The 24,377-nt window shown below is 70.6% G+C and carries 24 protein-coding genes; 8 read left to right on the plus strand and 16 right to left on the minus strand.

The window, feature by feature from the left end:
• From CY658_RS31220 to CY658_RS31235, 4 genes are all read left to right on the plus strand, one after another.
• A complete protein-coding gene (locus CY658_RS31220; RefSeq protein WP_257885037.1) occupies positions 1–1,122 on the plus strand; it encodes an SLC13 family permease in 1,122 nt (373 codons plus the stop codon).
• Positions 1,123–1,160: 38 nt separating this feature from the next.
• On the plus strand, positions 1,161–1,853 hold the full coding sequence (locus CY658_RS31225; RefSeq protein ID WP_101493855.1) for a helix-turn-helix domain-containing protein: 693 nt from the start codon (positions 1,161–1,163) through the stop codon (positions 1,851–1,853).
• Positions 1,854–2,054: 201 nt separating this feature from the next.
• Positions 2,055–2,906 carry a DMT family transporter gene (locus CY658_RS31230; RefSeq protein ID WP_101493856.1) on the plus strand — a complete coding sequence of 284 codons (852 nt, stop codon included), beginning with the start codon at positions 2,055–2,057 and terminating at the stop codon, positions 2,904–2,906.
• A 79-nt stretch (positions 2,907–2,985) separates the two neighbouring features.
• Complete coding sequence (locus tag CY658_RS31235; RefSeq protein WP_101493857.1) at positions 2,986–3,312, plus strand: hypothetical protein; 327 nt, start codon at positions 2,986–2,988, stop codon at positions 3,310–3,312.
• Positions 3,313–3,341: 29 nt separating this feature from the next.
• Here CY658_RS31235 and CY658_RS31240 read toward each other — a convergent pair whose 3' ends face one another.
• The 7 genes from CY658_RS31240 to CY658_RS31270 all read right to left on the minus strand — a co-directional run bounded on the left by CY658_RS31240 (position 3,342) and on the right by CY658_RS31270 (position 12,005).
• Positions 3,342–4,385, minus strand: coding sequence for an NADP-dependent oxidoreductase (locus CY658_RS31240; protein ID WP_101493858.1), 1,044 nt, complete (start codon positions 4,383–4,385; stop codon positions 3,342–3,344).
• A 120-nt stretch (positions 4,386–4,505) separates the two neighbouring features.
• Entirely contained in the window at positions 4,506–4,868 is a 363-nt protein-coding gene (locus CY658_RS31245) for a DUF3325 domain-containing protein (protein WP_101493859.1), read from the minus strand.
• 31 nt (positions 4,869–4,899) lie between these two features.
• Positions 4,900–5,538, minus strand: coding sequence for a DUF4198 domain-containing protein (locus CY658_RS31250; protein WP_101493860.1), 639 nt, complete (start codon positions 5,536–5,538; stop codon positions 4,900–4,902).
• 58 nt (positions 5,539–5,596) lie between these two features.
• Positions 5,597–7,777: a TonB-dependent siderophore receptor gene (locus CY658_RS31255; RefSeq protein WP_180839095.1), complete on the minus strand. Its 2,181-nt coding sequence runs from the start codon at positions 7,775–7,777 to the stop codon at positions 5,597–5,599.
• Between the two features lie 173 nt (positions 7,778–7,950).
• Positions 7,951–10,449 carry a TonB-dependent siderophore receptor gene (locus CY658_RS31260; protein WP_101493862.1) on the minus strand — a complete coding sequence of 833 codons (2,499 nt, stop codon included), beginning with the start codon at positions 10,447–10,449 and terminating at the stop codon, positions 7,951–7,953.
• An 85-nt stretch (positions 10,450–10,534) separates the two neighbouring features.
• Complete coding sequence (locus CY658_RS31265) at positions 10,535–11,473, minus strand: FecR family protein (RefSeq protein WP_101493863.1); 939 nt, start codon at positions 11,471–11,473, stop codon at positions 10,535–10,537.
• Positions 11,466–12,005 carry a sigma-70 family RNA polymerase sigma factor gene (locus tag CY658_RS31270; protein WP_180839096.1) on the minus strand — a complete coding sequence of 180 codons (540 nt, stop codon included), beginning with the start codon at positions 12,003–12,005 and terminating at the stop codon, positions 11,466–11,468. Before CY658_RS31270 ends, CY658_RS31265 begins: the two co-directional genes overlap by 8 nt.
• Before the next feature lie 181 nt (positions 12,006–12,186).
• On the opposite strand from CY658_RS31270, the gene CY658_RS31275 reads away from it, so the two are divergent.
• Genes CY658_RS31275 through CY658_RS31285 form a run of 3 tightly spaced genes read left to right on the plus strand, consistent with a single transcriptional unit; the run spans position 12,187 to position 16,741 of the window.
• A complete protein-coding gene (locus tag CY658_RS31275; RefSeq protein WP_374221147.1) occupies positions 12,187–13,380 on the plus strand; it encodes an efflux RND transporter periplasmic adaptor subunit in 1,194 nt (397 codons plus the stop codon).
• Positions 13,377–15,362 (plus strand): MacB family efflux pump subunit, encoded by a 1,986-nt coding sequence (locus tag CY658_RS31280; RefSeq protein WP_257885038.1) that lies wholly within the window; start codon positions 13,377–13,379, stop codon positions 15,360–15,362. Before CY658_RS31275 ends, CY658_RS31280 begins: the two co-directional genes overlap by 4 nt.
• Before the next feature lie 8 nt (positions 15,363–15,370).
• The gene (locus tag CY658_RS31285) at positions 15,371–16,741 is read left to right on the plus strand and encodes an efflux transporter outer membrane subunit (protein WP_101493865.1); all 1,371 of its coding nucleotides are present in this window, start codon (positions 15,371–15,373) and stop codon (positions 16,739–16,741) included.
• Here the strand turns inward: CY658_RS31285 and CY658_RS31290 are convergent.
• From CY658_RS31290 to CY658_RS31330, 9 genes are all read right to left on the minus strand, one after another.
• On the minus strand, positions 16,722–18,029 hold the full coding sequence (locus CY658_RS31290; protein WP_257885039.1) for a sensor histidine kinase: 1,308 nt from the start codon (positions 18,027–18,029) through the stop codon (positions 16,722–16,724). The genes CY658_RS31285 and CY658_RS31290 overlap by 20 nt on opposite strands.
• Positions 18,030–18,118: 89 nt before the next feature.
• Positions 18,119–18,817, minus strand: a complete 699-nt coding sequence (locus tag CY658_RS31295) for a response regulator transcription factor (RefSeq protein WP_101493867.1) — start codon at positions 18,815–18,817, stop codon at positions 18,119–18,121.
• A gap of 112 nt (positions 18,818–18,929) precedes the next feature.
• A complete protein-coding gene (locus CY658_RS31300) occupies positions 18,930–19,421 on the minus strand; it encodes a DUF4260 domain-containing protein (protein WP_101493868.1) in 492 nt (163 codons plus the stop codon).
• Positions 19,414–19,878, minus strand: coding sequence for a Spy/CpxP family protein refolding chaperone (locus CY658_RS31305; protein WP_101493869.1), 465 nt, complete (start codon positions 19,876–19,878; stop codon positions 19,414–19,416). Before CY658_RS31305 ends, CY658_RS31300 begins: the two co-directional genes overlap by 8 nt.
• An 83-nt stretch (positions 19,879–19,961) precedes the next feature.
• Positions 19,962–20,345 carry a DUF4148 domain-containing protein gene (locus tag CY658_RS31310; RefSeq protein WP_101493870.1) on the minus strand — a complete coding sequence of 128 codons (384 nt, stop codon included), beginning with the start codon at positions 20,343–20,345 and terminating at the stop codon, positions 19,962–19,964.
• Positions 20,346–20,513: 168 nt separating this feature from the next.
• On the minus strand, positions 20,514–22,325 hold the full coding sequence (ptsP, locus tag CY658_RS31315; RefSeq protein WP_101493871.1) for a phosphoenolpyruvate--protein phosphotransferase: 1,812 nt from the start codon (positions 22,323–22,325) through the stop codon (positions 20,514–20,516).
• 10 nt (positions 22,326–22,335) lie between these two features.
• On the minus strand, positions 22,336–22,605 hold the full coding sequence (locus tag CY658_RS31320) for an HPr family phosphocarrier protein (RefSeq protein WP_099793507.1): 270 nt from the start codon (positions 22,603–22,605) through the stop codon (positions 22,336–22,338).
• Positions 22,574–23,029, minus strand: a complete 456-nt coding sequence (locus CY658_RS31325; RefSeq protein WP_056576526.1) for a PTS sugar transporter subunit IIA — start codon at positions 23,027–23,029, stop codon at positions 22,574–22,576. The genes CY658_RS31320 and CY658_RS31325 overlap by 32 nt, the downstream gene beginning before the upstream one ends.
• Before the next feature lie 145 nt (positions 23,030–23,174).
• Complete coding sequence (locus CY658_RS31330) at positions 23,175–23,711, minus strand: hypothetical protein (protein ID WP_101493872.1); 537 nt, start codon at positions 23,709–23,711, stop codon at positions 23,175–23,177.
• Positions 23,712–23,821: 110 nt separating this feature from the next.
• Here CY658_RS31330 and CY658_RS31335 point away from each other — a divergent pair, with 110 nt between their 5' ends.
• Positions 23,822–24,319 (plus strand): TlpA disulfide reductase family protein, encoded by a 498-nt coding sequence (locus CY658_RS31335; protein WP_101493873.1) that lies wholly within the window; start codon positions 23,822–23,824, stop codon positions 24,317–24,319.
• Positions 24,320–24,377 lie beyond the last annotated feature (58 nt).

The following is a 24,377-nucleotide window of genomic DNA, read 5'->3' on the forward strand; positions in this document are numbered from 1 at the left end:
GTGAGCGCCGCAAGCACCGACACCGCGCCGCCGGAACAAGGCGGCGGCAACGGCCTGCTGTGGGTGCTGGTGGCCGTCGCCGTCGTGTTCGCCTTCGTGCGCCCGCGCGCGCCGATGGACTGGCTGCAGCTGGTCGACTGGCAGACCGTGGGCGCGCTCGCGGGCCTGCTCGCCATCACGCAGGGCGTCGAGAAGAGCGGCATGCTGCAGGCCGCCGCGCGGCGCCTGCTGGCGCACACGCACAGCGAGCGCGGCCTGGCCATGGCGCTCACGGCCACGGCCGCGCTGCTGTCGGCGCTGGTGACCAACGACGTGAGCCTGTTCCTGCTGGTGCCGCTCACGCGCGTGCTGGCCGTGCAGGCACACCTGCCGCTGGCGCGGCTGGTGGTGCTGCAGGCGCTGGCCGTCAATGCGGGCTCGGCGCTCACGCCCATCGGCAACCCGCAGAACCTGTACCTGTGGCACCGCTCGGGCGAGAGTTTCTTCGGCTTCATGGCCATGATGGGCCCGACCGTGGCGATCATGGGGTTCTGGCTGTTCGTCGCCGTGTGGTGGCTGGTGCCGCGCACGCCGATCGCGCTGCGCGAGGAGACCGAGGCCGCGCCCGTGCAGCCGCGCCTGCTGGCGCTGGCCGGCGTGCTGTTCGTCGGCTTCGTGGTCGCGCTCGACCGCCACTGGCTGCTGCCCGGCCTGGGCGTGGTGTTCGGCGTGCTGCTGCTCACCTACCCGCGCGTGCTGCGCGGCATCGACTGGGCGCTGCTGGCGATCATTGCGCTGATGTTCGTCGACCTGCGCCAGGCCGCCGAGCTGCCCGCCGTGGCGGGGCTGCTGGGCCACTGGCCGATCGCCGAAGGCTGGCGTGCCTACCTCGCGGCCATTGCGGCCTCGCAGATCATCAGCAATGTGCCGGCGGCGATCCTGCTCGACCGCTACGTGCACGACCTGCCCGCACTGGCGGCCGGCGTGAGCGTGGGCGGCTTCGGCTGCGTGCTGGGCTCGCTGGCCAACCTCATTGCGCTGCGGCTGGCCAAACTGCCGCACGGGCTGCGCGAGTTCCACCGCATCAGCATTCCCTTCCTGCTGGTGTGCGCGGCCTCGGCGCTGCTGCTGCGGCTGGGGTGATGACAGGCGGCGGGGCGGCGCGGACAATCGCTCCCGCCATGCACACACCCGCTCCTGTCCTCTCGCTGCGCGACTACACCCAGTCTCGCGGCAGCCACGCGCACGACCACTTCCAGGTGCTGCTCGGGCTCGACGGCGTGCTCGAGATCGAAGTCGAAGGCCGCGGCTCGGGCATCGGCACGGGCCAGGCCCAGGTGGTCGCACCCGGCGACCGTCACGACTTCGAAGCCCGGCGCGGCGGCAGCGTCTGCCTGGTGCTCGACACGCCGCATGCCCCGTGGGCGCGCTGTGTCGAACAGCCGCCGTCCGACGCGCCCCGATTGCACGCGCTGGCCCGCTACCTTGCGCACTGCCTGCAGCAGCCGCAGCACGCGGCCCTCGCCCTGCAGCACGGCCCGGCCCTGCTGCTCGAGGCCTGGGGCGTTGTCGCCCCTTCGGTCGCGGACACGCGCCGCCGCCGCATCGATTGGCCGGCCCTCGCAGCCTGGGCCCAGGCGAACTGGCACCGGCCGCTGGGCGTCGCCGACCTCGCCGAGGTCGCCTGCCTGAGCCCCAGCCAGTTCGCACAGCGCTGCCGCGAGGAACAGGGCCAGAGCGCGATGCTCTGGCTGCGCACGCTGCGGCTGGCCCACGCGCGCGAGCTGCGGCTCGAAGGCCTGAGCGTGGCCGAGACGGCGCGCCGCACGGGCTACCGGTCGCCGTCGGCGCTGACCGCCGCACTGCGCCGCTGACTTTGTCTTTGCATGTCTCCCTCCCCCGCTGGGGGAGGGCAGGGGTGGGGGCACGACGGCCTCCGAAAAAAGCGCGGCGCCTCATCGAAGGCCTGCCCCCATCCCCACCTTCCCCCAGCGGGGGAAGGTGCAACACCAGACCGTCGTTGCGCGACGATGTGCAGTCATCGCGCGACGACCGCCTCACGTAGCCTCGGCTCCATGCCCGCCACCTTCTACGCCCTGCTCGCCATCGCGCTGTGGGCCACGCTCGCCGCCTTCGGCACCGCGCTGTCGCACCTGCCGCCGTTCTTGCTGACCGGGCTGGCGCTGATCATCGGCAGCGTGCCGAGCTGGCCGCTGGTGCTGCGCGACCGCCGTGCATGGCGCGTGCCGCCGCGCACGCTGGCGCTCGGGGTGTACGGCCTCTTCGGTTTTCACTTCCTGCTGTTCATCGCGCTGCGGCACGCGCCGCCGGTCGAGGCCAACCTCGTGAACTACCTCTGGCCGCTGCTCATGGTGGTGCTCGCGCCGGTGCTGCTGCCGGGCGTGTCACTGCGCCCGCTGCACGTGGTGGCGGCGCTGCTGGGCTTCGCAGGCGCGGCCATCGCGATCCTCGGTGCGCGCAGCGGTGGCGCTGCGCTTCCGGGTGCGCCCGCCACGTACTGGGGCTTCCTGCCCGCGGCCGGCTCGGCCTTCATCTGGGCCAGCTATTCGCTGTGGACGAAGCGCGTCACGCCCTTCCCGACCTCGGCCATCGGCCTGTTCGGCCTGGTGTCGGGCATGCTCTCGCTGGCCTGCCATGCGCTGCTGGAGCCGTCGGTGCCGCTGTCGGCCAAAGACTGGCTGCTGGTCGCGCTGTGCGGCCTCGGCCCCTTGGGCGCGGCCTTCTTCGTGTGGGACATGGCGCTCAAGCGCGGCGATGCGCGGCAGATCGGCATCCTCAGCTACCTCACGCCGCTGGCCTCCACCGCGCTGCTGCTGGCCGTGACCGGCCGGGCACTCACGGCCAGCATCGCGCTGGCGGCGGCACTCATCATCTCGGCCGCCGTGATGGGCACGCGTGCGAAATGAGACAAATCAGGGCGATGCCGGACAGAGCTTGTCGTTTTTTGTGGCTAGAGTGGAGGCTCAGGAAAAAGGAGTCACCCCCATGGATCAGAAGAACAAAAAGACCGAGGATTTCGAGATCACGCCCAAGCTGGTGTTCGACATGAACCTGGCGCTGTACCTCGACCTGGTGGCCGCGCTGGAGGGCGCAGGCGCCGTCACCTACCGGCAGATGGCGGCGCGGGTCCTGAACATCAGCATGGACGCCCGCACCGACGGCGACACCAACCTGTCGACCGTGCTCGAAGGCATCGCCCAGGGCTTCGCAGGCCATGGCGACGGCCTCTCCATCGAACTGCTGAAGGCCGCACGCGGGCTGCGGGAGGACGATGCGATGGGGGATATTCCGATGCGGCCTGTCGACGATTGAGGTTCGGGGCGCCGCGGCGCCCCTTTCAGTTACTCCTCGGCGACCTGGAGGACCAGCTTGCCGAAGTTCTCCCCCGCGAACAGCTTGTTGAGCGACTCGGGGAAGGTGTCGAGCCCCTTCACGATGTCTTCCTTGCTCTTCATGCGGCCGTCCTTCAGGTAGCCGGCCATCTCGGCGATGGCGATGGGGTAGCGGTCGGCGTAGTCGAACACCACGATGCCTTCCATGCGCGCGCGGTTCACGAGCAGGCTCAGGTAGTTCTTCGGGCCGGCGGCCGGCATGCTGTTGGCGTTGTTGTACTGGCTGATGGCGCCGCAGATGATCACGCGGGCCTTGCGCGCCAGGCGTGCCAGCACCGCATCCAGGATGTCGCCGCCGACGTTGTCGAAGTAGATGTCCACGCCCTTCGGGCAGTGGGCCTTGAGGCCTTCGCGCACGGCGCCCGCGCCGGCCTTGTAGTCGATGCAGGCATCAAAGCCCAACTCTTTCACGACCCAGTCGCACTTGGCGGCGCCGCCGGCGATGCCGACCACGCGGCAGCCCTTGATCTTGGCGAGCTGGCCGACGGTCTGGCCCACGGCGCCGGCTGCGCCCGAGACGACGACGGTTTCGCCTGCCTGGGGCATGCCCACGTCCATCAGGCCGAAGTAGCCGGTCATGCCGGGCATGCCCAGCACGTTGAGCCACTGGGTGATGGTGCCCACGCGCAGGTCGATCTTCACGAGGCCGTTGCGCTTGATCTGGTCTTGCGGCACGAGCATGTATTCCTGCACGCCGAGCGTGCCGTACACGGTGTCGCCCACGGCGAACTGCGAGTTCTTCGAGGCCACCACGCGGCCGATGCCGCCGGCGCGCATCACCTCGTCGATGGCCACGGGCGGGATGTAGCTCTTGGCGTCGTTGAGCCAGCCGCGCATGGCGGGGTCGAGCGACAGCGACAGCGTCTTGACCAGCACGCCGCCTTCGTCGGGCTGGGCCACAGGCTCGGTGCTGAAACGCCAGTGCTCGCGCGTGGCCGTCCCCTCGGGGCGCTTGGCAAGACGGACCTGGTGGTTGGTGAGGGGGCTGCTCATGGTGTCTGTCTCCTTGACGTGGATGTGCCGGGCGTCGGCGATGCAGGCGCATCGTAGTCGCGGGGCAAGGCCCCGCGCGTAGCGCAGGCGACAGCCCGCCGGGCCCCTTCCGCGGCCCTGCTATGGAAGCAGGAGCAGCCCGTACACCGCCGCCGTGGCGACGCCCAGCACCGAGGCCACGGCGCCGATGCGCCGCGCCCAGGCGGGCCGGTAACTCACGAGGCCGACCACCACGAGCGCGGCGGCCGTGAGCGCGCCCAGCCACAGCACCCAGCCCATGGCCAGCCCGCGCAGGCGCAGCGCGGCGACCAGCGAAAGGAGGAGCAGCGCCGCCCCACCCAGCTGCTGCCAGGGCCGCGACGGGCCCGGCGTGTGGCCGCGCCCGTGGGCGTCTTCGTAATGCCGATCCATCGCCAGGCTCAGCGTGACGAAGCCGCCGAGCGCCGACGCGAACAGGGCGCACACCAGCGCGAAGGTGCTCATTGCAAGCACCTCCGCGCCGGAAGCCCCGCCCTCACCGGACGACGAAGCTCAGCGTGGCGACGTGGCGCGTCTGCGTGTAGGGCTTGCCGTCCCAGGTGCCCTTGCCGTCCTTGTCGGTGTGGTTCACCTCGACCACGTATTGGCCGGGCCAGGGCGTCTGCAGCGTGACCTTGCCGGCGTCGTCGGTGGTGAACTTCTTCTCCCACTTGGGCGGGCCGAACACGACCACTTCGGCCTTGGGCAGGGGCTTGCCCGCGAGCAGCAGCGTGAAGCTGTTGCTGTTGGCGGCCTGCGGCACGAGCTCGAGCGTGTGGCGCGCGACGGTCTCGGTGCGGCCGGTGCGTGCCTGGTAGAGGCTCGCCACGCCCTTGTCGCTGACGTAGGCGCCCACGAGGCGCGCGTCGCCGCTGGCGTCAGCCTTGACCACGAAGTGATCGGCATGGCGCGTAGCGGGCGTCTCCTTGCCGTCGGCCGCAATGCCGCGCGGCGCACTGACCAGCTTCAGGTGACCCGACTCGGTCTCGCGCAGGTCTTCGGCCCATTCGCCGAAGTAGGCCTTGGCCTCGCCGCCCGCGGCGGGTTCGAGCCAGACGAAGTGGGCGTGCGCGGCGCCCGAGAAAACGAACGCGGCCGCCGCGAGGGTGGCAAGGGAGAACAGGGGTTTCTTCATGGTCGATGCTCCTAGGTTGGTTGATGGCATGGTTGAGACGGAATGGAAGGCGGGGTGTTCAGAACTTGGCGCGCAGGGTGACGCTCACGTTGCGCGGCTCGCCCCAGAACACGCTGTCGTAGAAGCCCACGTTGCGGTAGTACTTCTTGTCGAAGACGTTGCGGATGTTCAGCTGCGCCGTGAGGTTCTTGTGGATCTCGTAGCTGGCCATGAGGCTGAACACCGCGTACGACTTCTGCGAGATGCGCGGCAGCGGGTCCTTCATGCTGAACAGCGGCGGCTGGCCGTACCACGACTCGCCGTAGATGCCGCTTTGCGCCGTCATGTCGCCGCCGACCTTCAGGCCGCGCCAGGCGCCGCCGAAGCGGTAGGCGGTCGCAAAGCGCAGCAGGTGCTTGGGCTGGTTGGGCACGGCGCGCGCGCCCTTGGCGGTCTTCGCATCGAGGTAGGTGTAGCCGGCGGTCACGTTCCAGTCGGGCGTGATCTGGCCCGACACGTCGAACTCGAGGCCGCGCGCGGTCACGCCGTCGCCGCTGGCCACGTAGGCCTGGCCGCCGTCGGGCAGGCGGAAGCCGGCGGACACGCTGCGGTCGAGTTCGGCGAGGTTCTTCTTCTTGACCTGGAACACGGCGGCCGACGCATTGAGCGCGCCGCCGAAGTACTCGCCCTTCAGGCCCAGCTCGGCGCTGGTGCCGGTCTCCGGCGTGAGGTACTGGTCGTTGCGGTCCTTCGAGGTCTGCGGGCGGAACAGCGTGGTGTAGCTGCCATACAGCGAGTGGTGCTTGTCCAGGTCGTAGACCACGCCGACATACGGCGTGACCTCGTCCTTCGACTCCGACTTGCCCGTGGTGCGCGTGTACTGCTGCACCGTGTTGTAGGCGTGCGTGTAGCTGCGGTAGTTGCTCACGCGCGCGCCGACGATCACGCTCAGCGGGTCGGTGATGCTGAAGCGGCCCGCCGCGTAGCCGCCGTTGAGCTGCGTGAAGCCCACGGTCTTCGAGCCGTCGACCAGGAAGATGGGGCGCGGGATGTTGCCGGTCCACGTGCGGTAGTCGGGAATCGACAGCGAGAACGGCACGATCGATCGCCCGCCCTGCGTGGTGTAGGTCTGGTTGCCGCCGTTCCATCCGGCGATGAAGGTGTGGCGCCGCCCGAACAGGCTGAAGGGGCCCGTCGCGTACAGGTCGAAGTTGTCGTTGACATACTTGCCTTCGCCGTAGTTGCCGCTCCACAGCGACATCCCTGCGCCGGTGAAGCGGTTGGGGTAGCCGCCACCGCCATAAGCCACGGTGGTGTTGTTGGCGCTGGTGGTGCGCGCATAGCCCAGGTGCACCTTCCAGTCGTTGTCGAAGCGGTGCTGCAGCGAGACAAAAGTCGTGTGCTGCTTGTTGGCCCAGGTGCTCCACGGTGTGCTGAGGCTGGTGTTGCGCGGCAGATTGGCCAGCGAGCCGTCGTGGTTCCAGTACGGCACGGCACCCCAGGTCGCGCCCGTGGGCTTGTTGTCCTGGAAGTCGACGCCTGCGGTGAGCAAGGTGGAGCGCGTGAGGTCGGCTTCGACGATCACCATGCCCACGGTCTTTCGCTCGTGGTACATGTCCATGTAGGAGTCGCGGTCCTGCCAGGCCAGCGCGGTGCGCGCGCGGATGCGGCCGTCGGCGGTGAGCGGCCCCGACAGGTCGACCTCGGCGCGCTTGTGGTTCCAGCGCCCGTAGGTGAGCGAGGCGCTGCCCTGGAATTCGCGCGTGGGGCGCTTGCGCACCGAGTTGATGGTGGCCGACGGATCGCCCGTGCCGCCCATGAGGCCGGTGGCGCCGCGGATGACCTCGATGCGGTCGTACAGCACGGTGTCGGACAGCGGCGAGTTCGGGCCGCGCGGCATGCCGTCGATCTGGAAGTTGTTGATCGAAAAACCGCGCGCCGCGTAGTTCACGCGCTCGCTGTCGGCCTGCCCGACCATGATGCCGGTGGTCTGGCCCAGCACGTCGTCGATGCGGGCGCTGCCCAGGTCGTCCATGCGCTCGCGCGTGATCACGGTCACCGACTGCGGCGTCTCGCGGATCGACAGGTCCATGCGGGTCGCGGTGGAGGCCTGCTCGGCCGTGTAGGAGCGGCTGCCCTCGGTGCGGCCGCTGCGGTCGCCCGACACGGTGACTTCGGACAGTGCCGCACCGCTGGCGGCGGGCTGTTGCTGCTGCTGCGCGCTGACAACGCCGCAGCAAAGCAGGGCGACAAGGGCCACGGGAGACCGCCGGAAGCGGGCGCGTGAAAACGAATGCTGGTTCATGGCATGAAGAAAGGGGACGGCCCGACCCGTGAGATCGGCAACGCCCGTTGGCAGGAGATGGCTAGCGACGCACACCCGACCGCGAAGGGGCCGGCAGCGACCTGGCTGCGGAGAAAAAAATCAGTGCGTCAGTAGGTGCCGCGCAAGGTCACGAGCAGGTGGCGCGGGGCGCCGTAGAAGCTGCTGCTGGTGCTCGTGCGGTAGCGCGTGTCGAAGACGTTGTTCAGCGCCACCGACACGGCGAGGTGCTTGTTGATCGGGTAGCGCGCCATGAGGTCGAGCGTGGTGTAGGCCTGCTGCGTGAAGCGCGCGTGGCCCGAGGGGCCGAGGCCGGTGCTGTAGGTGTCGCTCTGCCAGTTCAGGCCGCCGCCCACCGTGAGGCCGTTGCCGATGCTCGCAATGCGGTAGCTGGTGAAGAGCTTCAGCAGGTTCTTGGGCACCTGCGTGTTCAGGCGTTGGCCGGCCGCGTCGCGCGCCACGCTGTGCGCAAAGCCGCCGCCGACCTGCCAACCGGGCAGCAGCTCGCCGGCGATTTCAAATTCGTAGCCGCGCGTGGTCGTGCCCTTGGCCGCGCGGTAGGCGGCCGAGCCGTCGGGCGCGAATTCGTTGTCCAGGCGCACGGCGAGGTTGTCCTGCTTCACCTGGAACATGGCGGCGCTGAGGTTGAGCCGGTCGCTGTAGAACGCGCCCTTCACGCCGGCTTCGTAGGCGTGGCCTTCGAGCGGGTCGAGGTAGGTGCCGCTGCGGTCCTTGCTGGCCTGCGGCTTGAAGATGCTGGTGTAGCTGGCGTAGGCCGACCAGTGCTTGTCGAGGTCGAACACCACGCCCGCGTACGGCGTGACGACGCCCTTCTCGCTGCGCGCGGTGACGGTGGCGGCGCGCTGCAAAGGGAAGCTGCGCGTCACGTCTTTCCAGTCGCTCACGCGTGCGCCGACGATCACCGAGAGCGCATCGGTCGGCCGCAACCGCACCGTGGCATAGGCGCCGGTCTGGCGCGTGGATGTGTCCTGCCGACCGGTCACGGGCTGATGCGGTAGGGCCGGCAGGTCGCCGGTCCAGCTGTTGAAGTTCGCCAGCCACGGATCGAAGCCCGCCACGTTCCAGCCCGCGTACAGCGGCGCGTCGCTGTGCGTGCGCGAGGCGTTGTAGCCCAGCACCAGCTCGTGGCGCCGGCCGAAAAGTTCGAAGGGGCCGCTCGCGTACAGGTCGAGCGCGTTCTGCACCGGCACCGCGTTCCAGCGGTGGGTCCACAGGCCGAGCCCCGCACCGGTGGCGCGGTTCATATAGCCGCGCAGCGCGTAGCCGATGACGTCGTCGTAGGCGCGGCGCGAGCGGTTGAAGGCGGCGTGCACGGCCCAGCCGTTGTCGAAGCGGTGGTCGAGCGCGGCGAAGTACTGGCGCTGGTCCTGGTACGAATGGGCCCAGCGCGCGGCGGCGCTGCGCGAGCGGCCGTAGTCGGCCTCGGTGCCGTCGCTGAAAAACAGCGGCAGGCCGGCGCGTGCCACGCCGTCGTTGTCGTGCCGCTGCAGTTCGAAGCCGGCGCTCAGGCGCGTGGTGCGCGTGAGGTCGGCCTCGACGATGCCGTAGAACAGGCGTTTGTTCTCGTGGTGGCGCTCGATCCATGAGTCGCCATCTTGAACAGCCGCGACCACGCGCGCACGCACGCGGCCGTCGGCGGTGACGGGCCCGCCGATGTCGAGCTCGGCGCGCTGGCGGTTCCAGGTGCCCGCGCTGAACGAGGCGCTCGCCTGCAGCGCGTTGCCCGGACGCTTGCGCACGAGGTTGACGGTGGCCGCCGGCGTGCCCACGCCGTTGAGCAAACCGGTGGCGCCGCGCACCACCTCGACGCGGTCGTAGAAGGCCAGGTCGCCCGTCTGCAGCAGCCAGGTGCCGGCTTGCGGAATGCCGTCGATCTGGTAGTTCTCGACCTCGAAGCCGCGCGAGTAGACGGCGTTGGCGTCGGTGCCGGCGTTGCCGCTCTGCACGAAGCTCAGGCCGGGCGTCTGGCGCAGCACGTCGCTGATCTGGCTCAGGCCCTGGTCATCAATGCGGTCGCGCGTGAGCACGCTGACGGATTGCGGCGTCTCGCGCAACGTGAGTTCGAGCCGCGTCGCGGTCCCGAGCGCGCCGTCGGTGGTGTAGGAGCCGGTGCCTTCGGTGACGGTGCCGGTGTCGCGCCCGCCGGTGACCGTGACCTCGTTGAGCGCACCGCCCGCCGCGGGTGCTTCGGCCTGCGGCTTCGGGCCCGATGAGCGCTGCGCCGCGACGCGCAGTGCATAACCACCGGACGCACCACGCACCGCTTCAAGGCCGCTGCCTTCGAGCAACTGCAGCAGCGCCTCGCGCGCCGTGTAGCGGCCCTGCAGCGCGGGCGCGCGCTTGCCGCGCACGACCTCGGCATCGACGCCGAGCAGCAGCCCCGTGCGCACGGCGAGCGCGGTCAGGGCACTGCTCAGCGGCTGCGCGGGCTGGTGCCACTCGAAGGCCGCATCAACAGCGGGCGTCTGCGCGGCAGCCGGCACGGCGAGCAGCACCAGGGTCGCCAGCGCAACAGCGCGGCGCAGGCGATGCCAACGCTTCACGCCAGCGTGCGCGGTCTCGGTCGGGTCTGCTGCAGGTCCTGTCATGGTGTGGTGAATCTCTTTTCACCACCTATGACAAGCGGGCACGGGAAACGGGTAGCGGCGGGCGCGAAAAAGTTCGACGGCCCGGTCACGGCGGTGCCGTGGCGGTCACCCGCACAAGCCACGGCGACAGGGTCGAAACCCGCAAGCTCGGCAGCGCGCTGGCGAGCAGCGCGAGCGCGGCGTCGCTCTGCTGGATCGGCAGCACGCCGGTGAAGCGCAGCGCGCCCAGGGCCTCGTCGTCGGCCAGCAGCAGGCCGGGCCGGTGCTGGCCGAGCTGGCGCAGCACCTCGGCCACCGGCGCGTCGTCGAACACCAGCCGGCCCTGCGGCCAGGCCAGGCCGCCGGGCGCGGCGGGCACGGTGTCGGTGGTGACGCCGCGGCGGTCGAAGCGCACCTGCTGCCCCGCCTGCACATCGACCCAGCGGTCGTCGCCGCCATCGAGCGGCTGCACGCGCACGCGCGATTCGGTGACGGTGACGAGGGTGTCGTCCGCCTCGCGCCGCACGGCGTAGCGCGTGCCCAGCGCCTGCGCGGTGCCGTCGCGGTCGACCACGGCAAAAGGCTTGTCGCCGTGCGCGACCTCGACGAAGACCTCGCCGCGCAGCAGCTGCACGCGGCGCACGCTGCCAGAGAAATCGATGTCGATGGCCGAGTCACTGTTCAGCGCCACGCGGCTGCCGTCTTCCAGTCGCAGGTGGCGGATCTCGCCGACGCCGGTGCGCTCGTCGGCCAGCCAGGCCTGCCACGGCATCGCAGCGCCCGCCACGAGCAGGCAGGGCAGCAGCACGAGCGCACCCAGCATCTGACGCGACGGACCGCGGCGCGCGGGCTGCGGCGCGGGGGTGTCGGGCGTCACCGATTCCCACATGCGGCGCATCTCGGCCAAGAGCCGCGCATGGCGTTCGTCGAGCGCGCACCACGCGTCGCAGGCGGCGCGCGTGGCGTCGTCCACTGCGTCGTCGGCGAGGGTCACGGCCCAGAGCGCCGCCTCCTGGCGGAGGCGCTCGGCAGTCGCGTCAGGCATGGGCCGGGGCTTCGGCAGTTTCCGGCTCCGGCGCGACCGCCGCCATGCGGCCGTGGCAATGCGCCAGCACCTTCGCGAGGTATTGCTTCACGCGCGTCTCGGACACGCCCAGCTCGGCCGCGATCTCGCGGTACGAGCGCCCTTCGACGCGCGCCATCAGGAACGCGGTGCGGCTCTTCACGTCGAGCTCGGTCGCCAAGAGCGCGAGCACCTGGCCCAGCAGCTCGCGCGCGCAGGCCCTGTCTTCGGCGCTCGGCGCGCAGGCGTCCTCGGCCATCAGCGCGACGGTGCGCAGCACCTCGGCCTCGACCTGCATGCGGCGAAAGCGATTGATCATCAAACGGCTCGCCACCACCTGCAGGAAGGCGCGCGGCTGGCGCAGCACCGGCTGCTGGGGCAGCTCGATGAGGTTGAGAAAGGTGTCGTGCGTGAGATCGGCCGCGGTGAAGCCGCAGCGCAGGCGGCCCAGCAACCAGCTGCGCAGCCAGCCCTGGTGGTCGACGTACAGCTGCCGGACTTCCGGATGGGACATGGTGTGAAGGGGCATCGCGGGCAGCGACGCAATTGAGAGTTATTCTCATTATAGATTTGTAAAGTTTGTCCTGTCCCCCGAAACGTCTCATTCCGCAGGAGGCGTGCCGCGCGGGCTACCCGTTTCCGCGTCTCGCACGTCTTAGCAGCATGACCCTCGTTTTCTTCCGCAAGGGCGCCCGGTGACGGCGCCCGCTTCCCGTTCGCGCGCCGGCTCGCGCCTGCGCATCGCCGCCTTCGCGGCGCTGGCCTTGGCCGCCGCTGCCGTGGCCTATGTCTGGGCGAGCCCGCGCGACCCCGGCTGGGAAACCGCCGTGCTGCGCCGTGGCGACATCGAAAGCAGCGTGACCGCCATCGGCACGCTGCAGCCGCGCCGTTACGTGGACGTGGGCGCGCAGGTGTCGGGCCAGATCCTGCGGCTGCACGTGCAGCCCGGCGACCCGGTGAAGAAGGGCCAGCTGATGGTGGAGATCGACCCCAGCGTGCAGCAGGCCACGGTGGACGCCGGCCGCGCCTCGCTCGCGGGCCTGCGCGCACAACTGGCCGACCAGCACGCGCAGCACCGGCTGGCGCGCCAGCAGTTCGCACGCCAGCAGCAGATGGCCGCCGAGGGCGCCACGCGCGCCGAAGACGTGCAGACCGCCGAAGCCACGCTGGCCTCGGCCGCCGCGAAGATCGCGCACCTCGAAGCCCAGATCGCCCAGACCCAGGCCACGCTGAAGGCCGACGAGGCACGCCTGGGCTACACGCGCATCTACGCGCCGATGGCCGGCAGCGTGGTCTCGGTGCAGGCGCGCGAGGGCCAGACGCTCAACGCCACCTACCAGACGCCCGACATCCTGCGCGTGGCCGACCTGTCGAGCATGACGGTGTGGACCGAGGTCTCGGAAGCCGACGTGCGCCGCGTGAAGCGCGACATGGCCGTGTACTTCACCACGCTCGGCGCCGACCGCCGCCGCTGGGAAGGCACCGTGCGCCAGGTGCTGCCCTCGCCGCCCGTGCCCGCGGGCAAGGGCGGCGGCGACGCGCCGCAGGCACCGGCCGCCAGCAAGGTCGTGCTCTACACCGTGCTGTTCGACGTCGACAACGCCGACGGCGAGCTGATGCCGCAGATGACCGCGCAGGTGAACTTCGTCGCCGCCTCGGCGCGCGACGTGGTGGTGGCGCCGCTGCCCGCGCTCACGGCCGTGAAGGGCCAGAGCGGGCGCTTCACCGCGCGGGTGCTCGGCCCCGACGGCCAGCCCGCACCGCGCGAGGTGCGCATCGGCGTGCGCGACCGGCTCTCGGGCGAGGTGCTCGAAGGCCTCGCCGAAGGCGAGCGCCTGATCACCGGCGAGCGCGCGGCCGGCGGCGGCACGCGGAAGTTCCAGCTGTGAGTGCCAGCGATGCAGTCACGACCCCGCTGATCGCGCTGCACGACCTGCGCAAGTCCTACGGCGGCCACGACGGCGCGCCGGCCGTCGAGGTGCTGCGCGGCATCACGCTCGAACTGCATGCGGGCGAGTTCGTCGCCATCGTCGGCAGTTCGGGCTCGGGCAAGTCGACGCTGATGAATCTGCTCGGCTGCCTCGACCGGCCGACGCAGGGGCGCTACCTGTTCGCCGGCCAGGACGTGGCCGGCATGGACGCCGACGCGCTCGCGCGGCTGCGGCGCGAGGCCTTCGGCTTCGTGTTCCAGGGCTACCACCTGATCTCCACCGAGTCGGCGCAGGAGAACGTCGAGATGCCCGCCATCTACGCCGGCGTGCCGCCCGCCGAGCGCGCCTCGCGCGCACGCGGGCTGCTCACGCGCCTGGGCCTGGGCGATCGGCTGGGCCACCGGCCGCACCAGCTGTCGGGCGGCCAGCAGCAGCGCGTGTCGATCGCACGCGCGCTCATGAACGGCGGGCGCATCGTGCTGGCCGACGAGCCCACCGGCGCGCTCGACTCGCGCAGCGGCGAAGAGGTGATGGCGCTGCTCGACGAGATGGCCGCCGCCGGCCACACCGTGATCCTCATCACGCACGACCGCGAGGTGGCGCAGCGTGCGCGCCGCGTGATCGAAATTCGCGACGGCTGCATCGTGTCGGACAGCGGGCGTGCGCCCGCCGAAGCGCTGCCAGAGCCGCTTCCCTTGCCCTCCCCTGCGAACACAGCCGACGCAGCCGACGCAGCCGACACCCCGCGCGCCCTGCTCTCCGAGCTGCACGAGGCGCTGCGCGCGGCCTGGCGCGTGATGTGGATCCATCGCTTTCGCACCGGCCTCACGCTGCTGGGCATCGTGATCGGCGTGGCCTCGGTCATCGTGATGCTCGCGGTCGGCACCGGCTCGCAGGAGGCGGTGATGAAGCAGATCTCGCTGTTCGGCGCCGACAAGATGTACGTGGCCGCCATTCCCGACAGCGCGCGCGGGCGCGGCGGCAAGCTCACGCTGGCCGACGTCGACACCCTCCGCCGCCTGCCCAACGTGCGCGTGGCCATGCCCTACATCGAGGGCTTCGTGGTGGCGCGGCGCGGCAACGTGGACCACCGCACCGAGGGCGGCGGCGCCACCACCGACTTCGAGCAGGCGCTGAAGTGGCCGACCGCGCGCGGCATCTTCTTCGACGAGAGCGACGAGCAGAGCCTGGCCAAGGTCGCGGTGATCGGCGAGCGCGTGCAGGCCGCGCTGTTCGCCGACGGCACCGACCCCGTGGGCCAGCGCATCCTCCTGGACAACGTGCCTTTCGACGTGCTGGGCGTGCTCGCCGCCAAGGGCGCGGGCGGCGGCCAGGCCAGCGAGGACGAGCGCGTGATCGTGCCCTTCTCCACCGCCGCCGCGCGGCTGTACGGCAGCAACCATCCGACCTGGGTGGCGGTGGCCGTGCACGACGTCGACAAGGCCTCCGAGACGGCGGCGGAAATCGTCGAGGTGCTGGCCGCGCAGCGCCACGTGCGCGACGTGCAGGTGTTCAACCAGACCGAGTCGATCAAGGCGCGCGCGCAGACCCAGCGCACCATGACCGTGATGCTCGGGCTGATCGCGGCGGTGTCGCTGGTGGTCGGCGGCATCGGCGTGATGAATGTGATGCTCATGACCGTGCGCGAGCGCACGCGCGAGATCGGCATCCGCATGGCCACGGGCGCGCGCCAGCGCGACATCCTGCGGCAGTTCCTCGTCGAAGCGGTGCTGGTCACGGTGACCGGCGGCGTCGCGGGCGTGGTGGGCGGGCTGCTGTTCGGCGCCGCGCTCATGGTGGCGGGCGTGCCGGTGATCTTTTCCCTCACGGCCATCGCGGGCGCCTTCGGCTGCGCCGTGCTCACCGGCCTGGTGTTCGGCTTCATGCCGGCCCGCAAGGCCGCCGCGCTCGACCCGGTCGCGGCCCTGTCTTCCGAATGATGAATGCCATGACGCGCCTTTTCTCTCCCGCCGCGCTGGCCCTGGCAGCGCTGCTGCTCGCGGGCTGCGCGACGCCTTCCACCGATGCGCCTGTGCGCACACCGCCCGTCGCCGATCCGTGGTGGACGGGCTTCGGCAATACCGAGCTGCCGGCCTTCGTTGCGGCGGTCGATGCCGGCAACCCCGACGGCGACGCCGCCGAAGCGCGCCTGCGCCAGGCCGAAGCGCAGGAGCGCATCACCGGCGCCTCGGCCTGGCCTGAACTTTCCGCGACCGCCGATGTGCAGCGCCAGGGCCGGCTCGGCGGCGATGCGAACGTGAGCGGCAACCGCCGCGCGCTCGGGCTCGATGCGCGCTACGAGGTCGACCTGTGGGGCCGCCTGCGCGCGCAGCGCGACAGCGCCGGCGCCTCGCTGCAGGCCAGCGCCTTCGACCGCGACGCGGTGCGGCTCGCGCTGCGCGCGGGCGCGGGCGCGGCCTGGCTCGAGGCGCTGGGCCTGCGCGAGCGCACGGCCATCGCGCGACGCAGCCTGGACGATGCCGAACGGCTGCTGCAGCTGGTCGAGGCCCGTGCGCGCGCGGGCGCGGCCTCGCCGCTCGAACTCGCACAGCAGCGCGGCATCGTCGCGTCGCAGCGGCGCACGGCCGCCACGCTGCGCCAGCAGTCGCGTGCGGCGGACGTCCGCATGGCGCGCTGGCTCGGCCAGGCGGGCAGCGAGGTGCCGATTGCCATCGCCAGCCTGCAGCAGCTCGCACTGCCCTCGGTCGAGGCGGGCCTGCCGGCCGACCTGCTGGCGCGCCGGCCCGACATCGCACGCGCCGAAGCCGCCCTGGCCGCAGCCGATGCGGACGTGGCGGCGGCGCGCGCGGCGATGTTCCCCACGCTCACGCTGAGCGCCGGCCTCGCGGCCGCGGGCCCGCGCTTCGGCACGCTGTTCGACCACCCGGTGTACAGCCTCGCGGCAGCGCTCGCGGCGCCGATCTTCGATGGGGGCCGGCGCGCGGCGACGCGTGACCTGTCGGCCGCGCGGCGCGAGGAACTGCTCGCGAACTACCGCGCCGCCACCGTGGCCGCTTTCACCGATGCGCTGACTGCGCTCGAGGCCGTGGCCGCGCTGGACACGCAGCGGGTGGCACAAGACGAGGAACTGGCGCAGGCCGAACGCGCACGCACGCTCGCCGAGTCGCGCTACCGCGCGGGTGCCGAGACCTTGCTCACGCTGCTCGATGCGCAGCGCACGCTGTTCGCCGCGCAGGACGCGCGTGCACAGTTGCTGCAGGCACGGTTACAGGCCAGCGTGGCGCTGTACCACGCGCTCGGCGGCGGATGGACCGCCGAAGCGGCAGCCACCCCGCGCGTCAGCCGAACCGCACGCTGATCTGCAGCCCCGGGTGCGCGTTGCGCACCGTGAGCCGGCCGCCGTGGGCTTCGGCGATGAGCCGGCACAGGTACATGCCGAGGCCGACACCGCCCGTGGCGCGCGCCCGCGCGCCGTCGGTGCGGTAGAAGGGCTCGGTCAGGCGTTCGAGCTGCGCGTCGTCCACGCCGGGACCGAAGTCGCGCACCTCCAGCTCGGCACCACCATCGGCCGGCGCGCGCAGGGTCACGGTCGGCGGCTGCGGCGCGCCAGCGCTGTAGCGCAGCGCGTTGTCCAGCAGGTTGCGCACCATCAGGCGCACGCGCATGCGGTCGACGGCCTGCGGCGGCAGGCCGTCCGCGAGGTCGAGCTGCACGGCCTGTGCGCCGGGCATCTCGGCCACGATCTCGCGCACCAGCACCGCCAGGTCGACGGGCTCGCGTTGCAGCGCGGCATGCGGGCTCGCGAGGCGTTCGCTTTCGAGCAGGTCGCTGATCAGGTCGCGCATCTCGTTGAGGTCGCGCAGCAGCGCCTCGCGCTCGGCCTCGCCTTCGGGCGTGGCGGGCAGCAGCTCGGCATTGAGCCGGGCCCTTGTGAGCGGCGAGCGCAGCTCGTGGCTCAGCGCCAGCAGCAGGCCGCGCTTGGCGTCGAGCATGGCCTGGATGTCGCTGGCCATGGTGTTGACGCGCTGCGCAAGGTCGCCCAGGTCGTCGTTGCGGCGGATCGGAATCGGCTGCGTGAACTCGCCGCGGCCGAAGCGCTGCGCGCCCTCGCGGATGTCGATGAGCGGACGCAGCAGCCGGCTCACCAGCCCGTAGGCCACCACCACGAGCAGCAGCAGCACGCCCAGCGTGGTCCAGCCGGCCGCGCGCGGCGCGAGCTGCCACAGCCGGGGTGCCCAGCCGAAGATGACCTTGTGCCCGTCGGCCGTGGGTCGCACGAACCAGCGCTCGGTGGAGAACATCGACTCGTCGCGGTCGCGGTCGCGGAACCAGCCACCGCGTGCGTGCATGTCGTCGCCGGGGTTCGATTCCCAGTTCACGGTCGGCCCGGTGATGCGGATGGTGATCGGCAGCCGGTCGACCAGCGCCTGCGCGCGCGCCGTGTCGGGCGGCGTGCCGAGTTCGGTGACCAGCCGGTCGGCGTAGTCCGTCAGCATCGGCTGCGCGGCCTCGGCCCAGGTGCTGGAGAACGAGCGCTTCATGCCGCCCACGAACACCGCAGCCATCACGAGCGCGAGCACCACGAACATCATCACGATCCGCACGCGCACCGAACTGCGCCAGCGCTGCTGCATGTGGGCGTGCATGCGCGCGTGCCAGTGCCGGCGCCGCTCCTTGCCGGGGCACAGGCCCTCGCCGTCGGCGGGCACGGCGCCTGCGCGCCTGCGGGAAAACTTCATGAAGAAGACTCGCCCGGCGCCACGGCCAGCGCATAGCCGGCGTTGCGCAGCGTCTTGATGCAATCGAGCGGCTCGAGTTTCTTGCGCAGCCGGCTCACCACGATGTCGACCGCGCGCGTGAAGAGCTCGGCCTCGTGGCCGCGCAGCCGGTTGAGGATGTCGTCGCGGCTGAACACCTTGCCGGGCTCGCCGGCCAGAAGCGCGAGCAAATCGAACTCGGTGCCGGTGAGCTCCACGCGCTCGCCGTGGCGCGTGACCTGGCGCCGGTCGAGGTCGATCGAGAGGCCGTCGAACACGCGCAGCTGGGCGTTGGCAGCAGCCGCCGCCGGCGCGCTGCGCTGGCGGCGCAGGATGGTCTGCACGCGCGCCACGAGTTCGCGCGGCTCGAAGGGCTTGGGCACGTAGTCGTCGGCGCCGAGTTCGAGGCCGACCACGCGGTCCATCACCTCGCCGCGCGCGGTGAGCATCACGATGGGGATGTCGCTTTCCTTGCGGATCTCGCGGCACAGTTCGAAGCCGTCCATCTCGGGCAGCATGACGTCGAGGATGGCCGCGTCGTAGTGCCCGGCACGCAGCTTGGCAATGCCTTCGCTCGGGCGCGTGGCGCTGTCGAGCGTGCAGCCGAAGCGTGCGAAGTAGGTGGTCAGCGGCGCGGCGAGGTGTTCGTCGTCGTCGATCAGCAGGATGCGCGGCATGGCGGGATTGTGCCTCCTGGCAAAGAGAGCGCGAATGGCAAGGCTTGCAATCAATCCGGCCGGCATCGCACCGTCCGGGTCAGGCGGGGCTTCGGCACCCGCAGGGTCGCGATCACCATGGATCGGCGCGGCCGATGCGGCCGAGGTGGGTGGACGCAAAACCGGTCGCGTACTTGAGGCCGAAGCCCAGCGCATGGTCGAGCCCGACGCGGGCCAGCCAGATCAGGCCACCGGCCACCGCCCACGGCTGCGCCGCGAACACGCCGAGCGCCAGCAGCAGCACCGGCCCGATCAGCGCATGCGCCGCGTTGTACAGCGCCGCACCGACGCGCGGCCCCGCGAGGTAACCCAGCAGCGAGAGGTCGGGCGCGAGCAGCCAGAGCGCGAACACGCCCCAGCCCATGCCGAACTGGGCATAGCCGACCAGTGCCACCGCGAGCACCACCGCGCCTTCGAAGCGCAGCACGGTGCGCACACCGTCCACGGCTGGCGCTGCCGGTTCGCGCAACGCCACGGAGGCAGCGTGGTGCTGCGGCTCCCGCAGAGCGGGTCGGCGCAGCGACACGAAGCGCGCGAAGCCGGGGGGCGAGCCCATTTCAGCCATGACGGGACCAGCGACGGCCGCCGCGCTCCATGAAGTCGCGCACCTTCTGTTGCTGGGCGGGATTCAGGTGATCGAAGAAATCGGCTGCGGCGGCGATGACCTCGGGGCTGCCGGTGCGCACCACGGCGGTCTTCTCTTCGATGAGACGTGCGGCGCCGGACTGGTCGAGCGTGTTGCCCGCGAACAGTGCCTTGAACTGCGAGCGCGGATCGCCCGAGCCGCCTGCACCCCGCATGGCCTGGCGCTGCGCCTGCAGCTTCTCGGCGAGCACGGTGAGCTTCTGCTTCTGCGCGGCGTCGAGCTCGAGCTTGCTGCCGACGCGCTCGACCATCTTGGTGCGGAACTCGGCGCTGTCGCCGCCCCAGCCGTGGCGGTGACCGGCACAGCCGGCGATGCTGCCGGCCACGACGGCCAGGCCCGCGAATCCGAACAGGGTTCGTTTGATCCAGTGCTTCATAAGGGTGCTCCTTCATGCGCCCCTGCGCGGGGCTGCTTCAGTGATGGACGAGGCGACAGCGGCGACGCATGCGCCGCAGTGGCTCAGAGGCGGTTGCCGCTGTCGCGCGCGGCGGCGGCACGCGCGTCGACGGGGTTCTGCATGGTCGAGATGACCTTGCTGTTCACGCGCGAACCGGACGACACGTTCTGGTCGGGCGCGGCGGCGGTGCGCACGGCGTCGGCGACGACGCGGGCGCGCTCGGTCGACACGGCCACGGTCTCGGGGCCGCGCGACCCACGCACGACGTTCTGATCAGGGGCGGCGGCAGTGCGCACGGCTTCGGCGCTGACGTCGGCACGGCTCATGGCCGACACGGGGGCGTGAACGCCTTGGTAGGTTTCAGCCTTGGCGCCAGCGGCGGCGAGCATGGCGAAGGAACCGACAGCGACGAGCTGGGCGAGGGAAAAAGACGACTTGACGATCATGATGCAGGCCTTTCTTTCAGGGGTTGGAAGAGGAGACCTGATGGTGCGCGTCACGGTGCGGCGAGTCCTTTCACGCCCGTATCGCCGTATTTCGGTTTGTTTCGTTCGGCCCGCAACCCGCCGTTTTCACGGCGCATCACGAAGACAAAGGTATGCGAAAGCGCGGGCTCAGCCCGCGAGAGCGGCGGCGGGATCGTCCGCGTCGAGCACGCCCCGCGCCCAGGGCTCGAGCTTGGCGGTGTCGGCGCGCAGCACTTCCTGTTTCACGGCGAGGATGCGCGACGGGTGCATCGAGAAGCTGCGCAGGCCCAGGCCCAGCAGCAGGCGCGTGAAGGCCACATCGCCCGCCATCTCGCCGCACACCGACACGCCCTTGCCCTGGCGGCGGCACTCGGTGATGGTGTCGGCCACGAGCTTGAGCACCGCGGGGTGCGCGGGGTCGTAGAGGTGGGCGACGGCTTCGTCGGCGCGGTCGATGGCCAGCGTGTACTGGATCAGGTCGTTGGTGCCGATCGACAAAAAGTCGAAGTGCTTCAGGAAGGTCTTGAGCGTGAGCGCGGCGGCCGGGATCTCGATCATGGCGCCGAGCTTGACCGGGCCGTACACCGCGCCGCGGTTGTCGAGTTCGGCACGCGCGAAGTCGATGAGCGACAGCGTCTGGCGGATCTCGCTGGCGTGCGCGAGCATCGGAATGAGCAGGTGGATCTCGCCGTGCGCCGCCGCACGCAGGATGGCGCGCAGCTGCGTGAGGAACATCGCCGGATCGGCCAGGCTCCAGCGGATCGCGCGCAGCCCGAGCGCGGGGTTCAGGTGCTCCTGCTTGCTGGCCGACTTGCCGTCCAGGGGCTTGTCGGCGCCGACGTCGATGGTGCGGATGGTGACGGGCATGCCCTGCATGCCCTCGACCGCGCGCTTGTAGGCCTGGTACTGCTCTTCTTCATCGGGCAGTCGCGTCTGGCGCGCCGAGTTCTCGCGGCCCATGAAGAGAAACTCGCTGCGGAACAGGCCCACGCCCACGGCGCCGGCCTTGACCGCGCCCACCGTGTCTTCGGGCATCTCGATGTTGGCGAGCAGATCGACGCGCTGGCCGTCGAGCGTGACGGCGGGCTTGTGGCGCAGCCGCGCGAGCCGGCCGCGTTCGAGGTCGCCCTGGCGCTGCTTGAAGCCGTACTCGGCCAGGATGATCGGCGACGGGTCGACGATCATCACGCCGGCTTCGCCGTCGATGATGACCCAGTCGTCCTGGCGCACCAGCTGGCTCGCGGAGCGCGCACCGACGATGGCCGGGATGTCCATGCTGCGGGCGACGATGGCGGTGTGCGAGGTGCGCCCGCCCACGTCGGTCACGAAACCCGCGAACACGCTCTTCTTGAACTGGAGCATGTCGGCCGGCGAGAGGTCGTGTGCAATGAGCACCAGCGGCACGTCGAAGCCGTCGCCCGCGGTGGGGTCGTCGTCTTCGTCGTCGTGGTCGTGATGGGCGGCGGCGCGCTTGCGGCGCGGCGGGCTCGGCGCGAGCACGGCGGCCGTGCCCTTCATGCGATGCAGCATGCGCTCGACCACCTGTTCGAGGTCGGCCTTGCGCTCGCGCAGGTACGGGTCCTCCATCTCGTCGAACTGGCGCGCGATGATTTCGAGCTGCGTGGTCAGCGCCCATTCGGCGTTGTACAGCCGCTCGCTGATCCAGTGCTTCACGCCGCCGCTGAGCACGTCGTCCTGCAGCAGCATCTGGTGCACCTCGAGCAGCGCCGCGAGTTCGTGCGGCGCGTCGTTGGGGCCCATCTGCGCCACGCTGGCCTGCAGCTTCGTGAGTTCGTCGGACACCGCATTGCGCGCGGTGCGCACGCGGTCGATCTCGGTCTCGATCTCGTCGGGCTTGATGAAGTAGTGCGCCACGTCGATGCGGCTGGACACCACCAGCACCGCGCGGCCGATGGCAATGCCACGGGCGACAGGGAGACCGTGGACTGCGAAGGTCATGCGCGGGTCCTTATTCGCCTTCGCCGAACTTGTCGTCCATTAGATGGACGATGGCGTTCATGGCTTCTTCTTCCTGGGCGCCGTTGGTCTCGAGTTCGACGGTCACGCCGAGGCCGGCGGCCAGCATCATGACGCCCATGATGCTCTTGGCGTTGATGCGGCGGTCGCCGCGCGACAGCCACACCTCGCAGGGGTAGCTGCCCGCGAGCTTGGTCAGCTTGGCCGACGCGCGTGCGTGCAGGCCCAGCTTATTGCTGATGGTCACGGATTTCTTGATCACTGTGCTTTCTTTTCGCCTGGTTCTGGGGAGCCGCCACCGCCACCTGCATCACGCCGGCGGTGCCGCCCGCAAGAGCGCGCTGCACCAGCGTCTCCAGCGGTTCGTGGCGGTAGGTGACGGCGCGCAGCAGCATCGGCAGGTTGACACCGGCCACGAGCCGCGAGCGCACGCCGTCCACCAGCTTCTGTGCGACGTTGCAGGGCGTGGCGCCGAACACGTCGGCCAGCACCAGCACCTGCGAGCGCGGGGCATGCAGCTGCTGCGCGAGCGTGATGCGCGCGGCGGCCAGCGTTTCTTCGGGCGACACGTTGGGCAGCACGTCGAGTGCCACGACCGCCTGTTCGCAGTCGGGGAACACATGCAGCGCGCACTGCCGCAGCGCCTGTGCGAACGGGGAGTGGGCAATGATGAGGATGCTGTTCATGCGGCTCGGAGGACGACGCGTCGATTATGCGGGGGCGCCCAAAGGAAGTAGAGACATGGAGGACACAACGCGCCAGCCGGGGAAGGCGGCCATTGGCGCCGCGGCAACAGCTACAAAAACGATAGCTGCACCTCGGGGCCCGAGCTCAGGGCAGGCGCAGGCCCTCGAAGAAGGTCTTGGTCGCTTCGGGCGAGGACGGACGGCCGAGCACGGTGGCCTGGTAGAGCGACACGCTGCCGTCTTTCTGCGACTGCGCGAACCAGAGCACCTGGACCGGCGCCACGCCCTGCTGCGCCGATTGCCCGTCGAGCCGCCACGGTGCGGGAACGGCCGTGGCGCGCGGCAATGTGGCCGGTCCCTGGATCACCTGCGCCACGCCGAGCTGGCCGTATGTGGCCGTGCGCCAGGCCGTGAGCCAGGCCTCGGCCTGCGCCGGACTGGTGGCGGCGGCATGGGCCACGGCAAAGGTCGCGCCGCCGGCTTCGCAGCCGGTCATGTCGACCTGCACCGACTCGGCGCCCAACGGCAGCGCGCGCTGGGCGCGGTCGGCCTTGCAGGGCAGCAGCGCGACCAGGCCGGCGTCGGCGATCGGCACTTCGCGCCAGTTGAAGGTGGGGCTGCAGGCGCCCAGTGCGGCGGCCAGGGCCAGCACGGGCCAGGAGGAGGAAGGAAGCGATGGCATCAAGGGCGATTATCGAACGGCCGTCGGGAGGGAAAAGGCCGGAAATGGCCCCGCCGGCGCGATCCGGCACGCGGAACTAAAATCGCCCCGCCTCTCTCCTTCAGGTGCCCATGAAAAAATACATCGCTGCCGCCGCCGTCGTGATCGCCCTGGCCGCCGGCGTGGGCGTGTACCTCGGTTCGGGCAGCACGGCCGCCCCGGCCTCGACCTTCGTGCTGCTCGACGGCACCACCAAGAGCACGGCCGACCTGAAGGGCAAGGTCACGCTGGTCAACTTCTGGGCCACCAGCTGCGTAACCTGCGTGGCCGAGATGCCCAAGGTGATCTCGACCTACGACAAGTACAAGGCCAAGGGCTACGACACGCTGGCGGTGGCCATGAGCTACGACCCGCCGAGCTATGTCGTCAACTTCGCCGAAACCCGCAAGCTGCCGTTCAAGGTGGCGATCGACAACACCGGCAGCGTGGCGCAGGCCTGGGGCGACGTGAAGCTCACGCCGACCACTTTCATCGTCAACAAGAAGGGCGAGATCGTGAAGCGCTATGTGGGCGAGCCCGACTTTGCCGAGCTGCACAAGCTGATCGAAAAGCTGCTCGCAGAGGCCTGATCTCCCGGCACCCAAAGCAAAACGCGCTCCGAGGAGCGCGTTTTTCGTTGCCGAAGCC

The sequence above is a fragment of the Variovorax sp. RO1 genome, from assembly GCF_002849325.1.
Taxonomy (GTDB): Bacteria; Pseudomonadota; Gammaproteobacteria; order Burkholderiales; family Burkholderiaceae_C; genus Variovorax.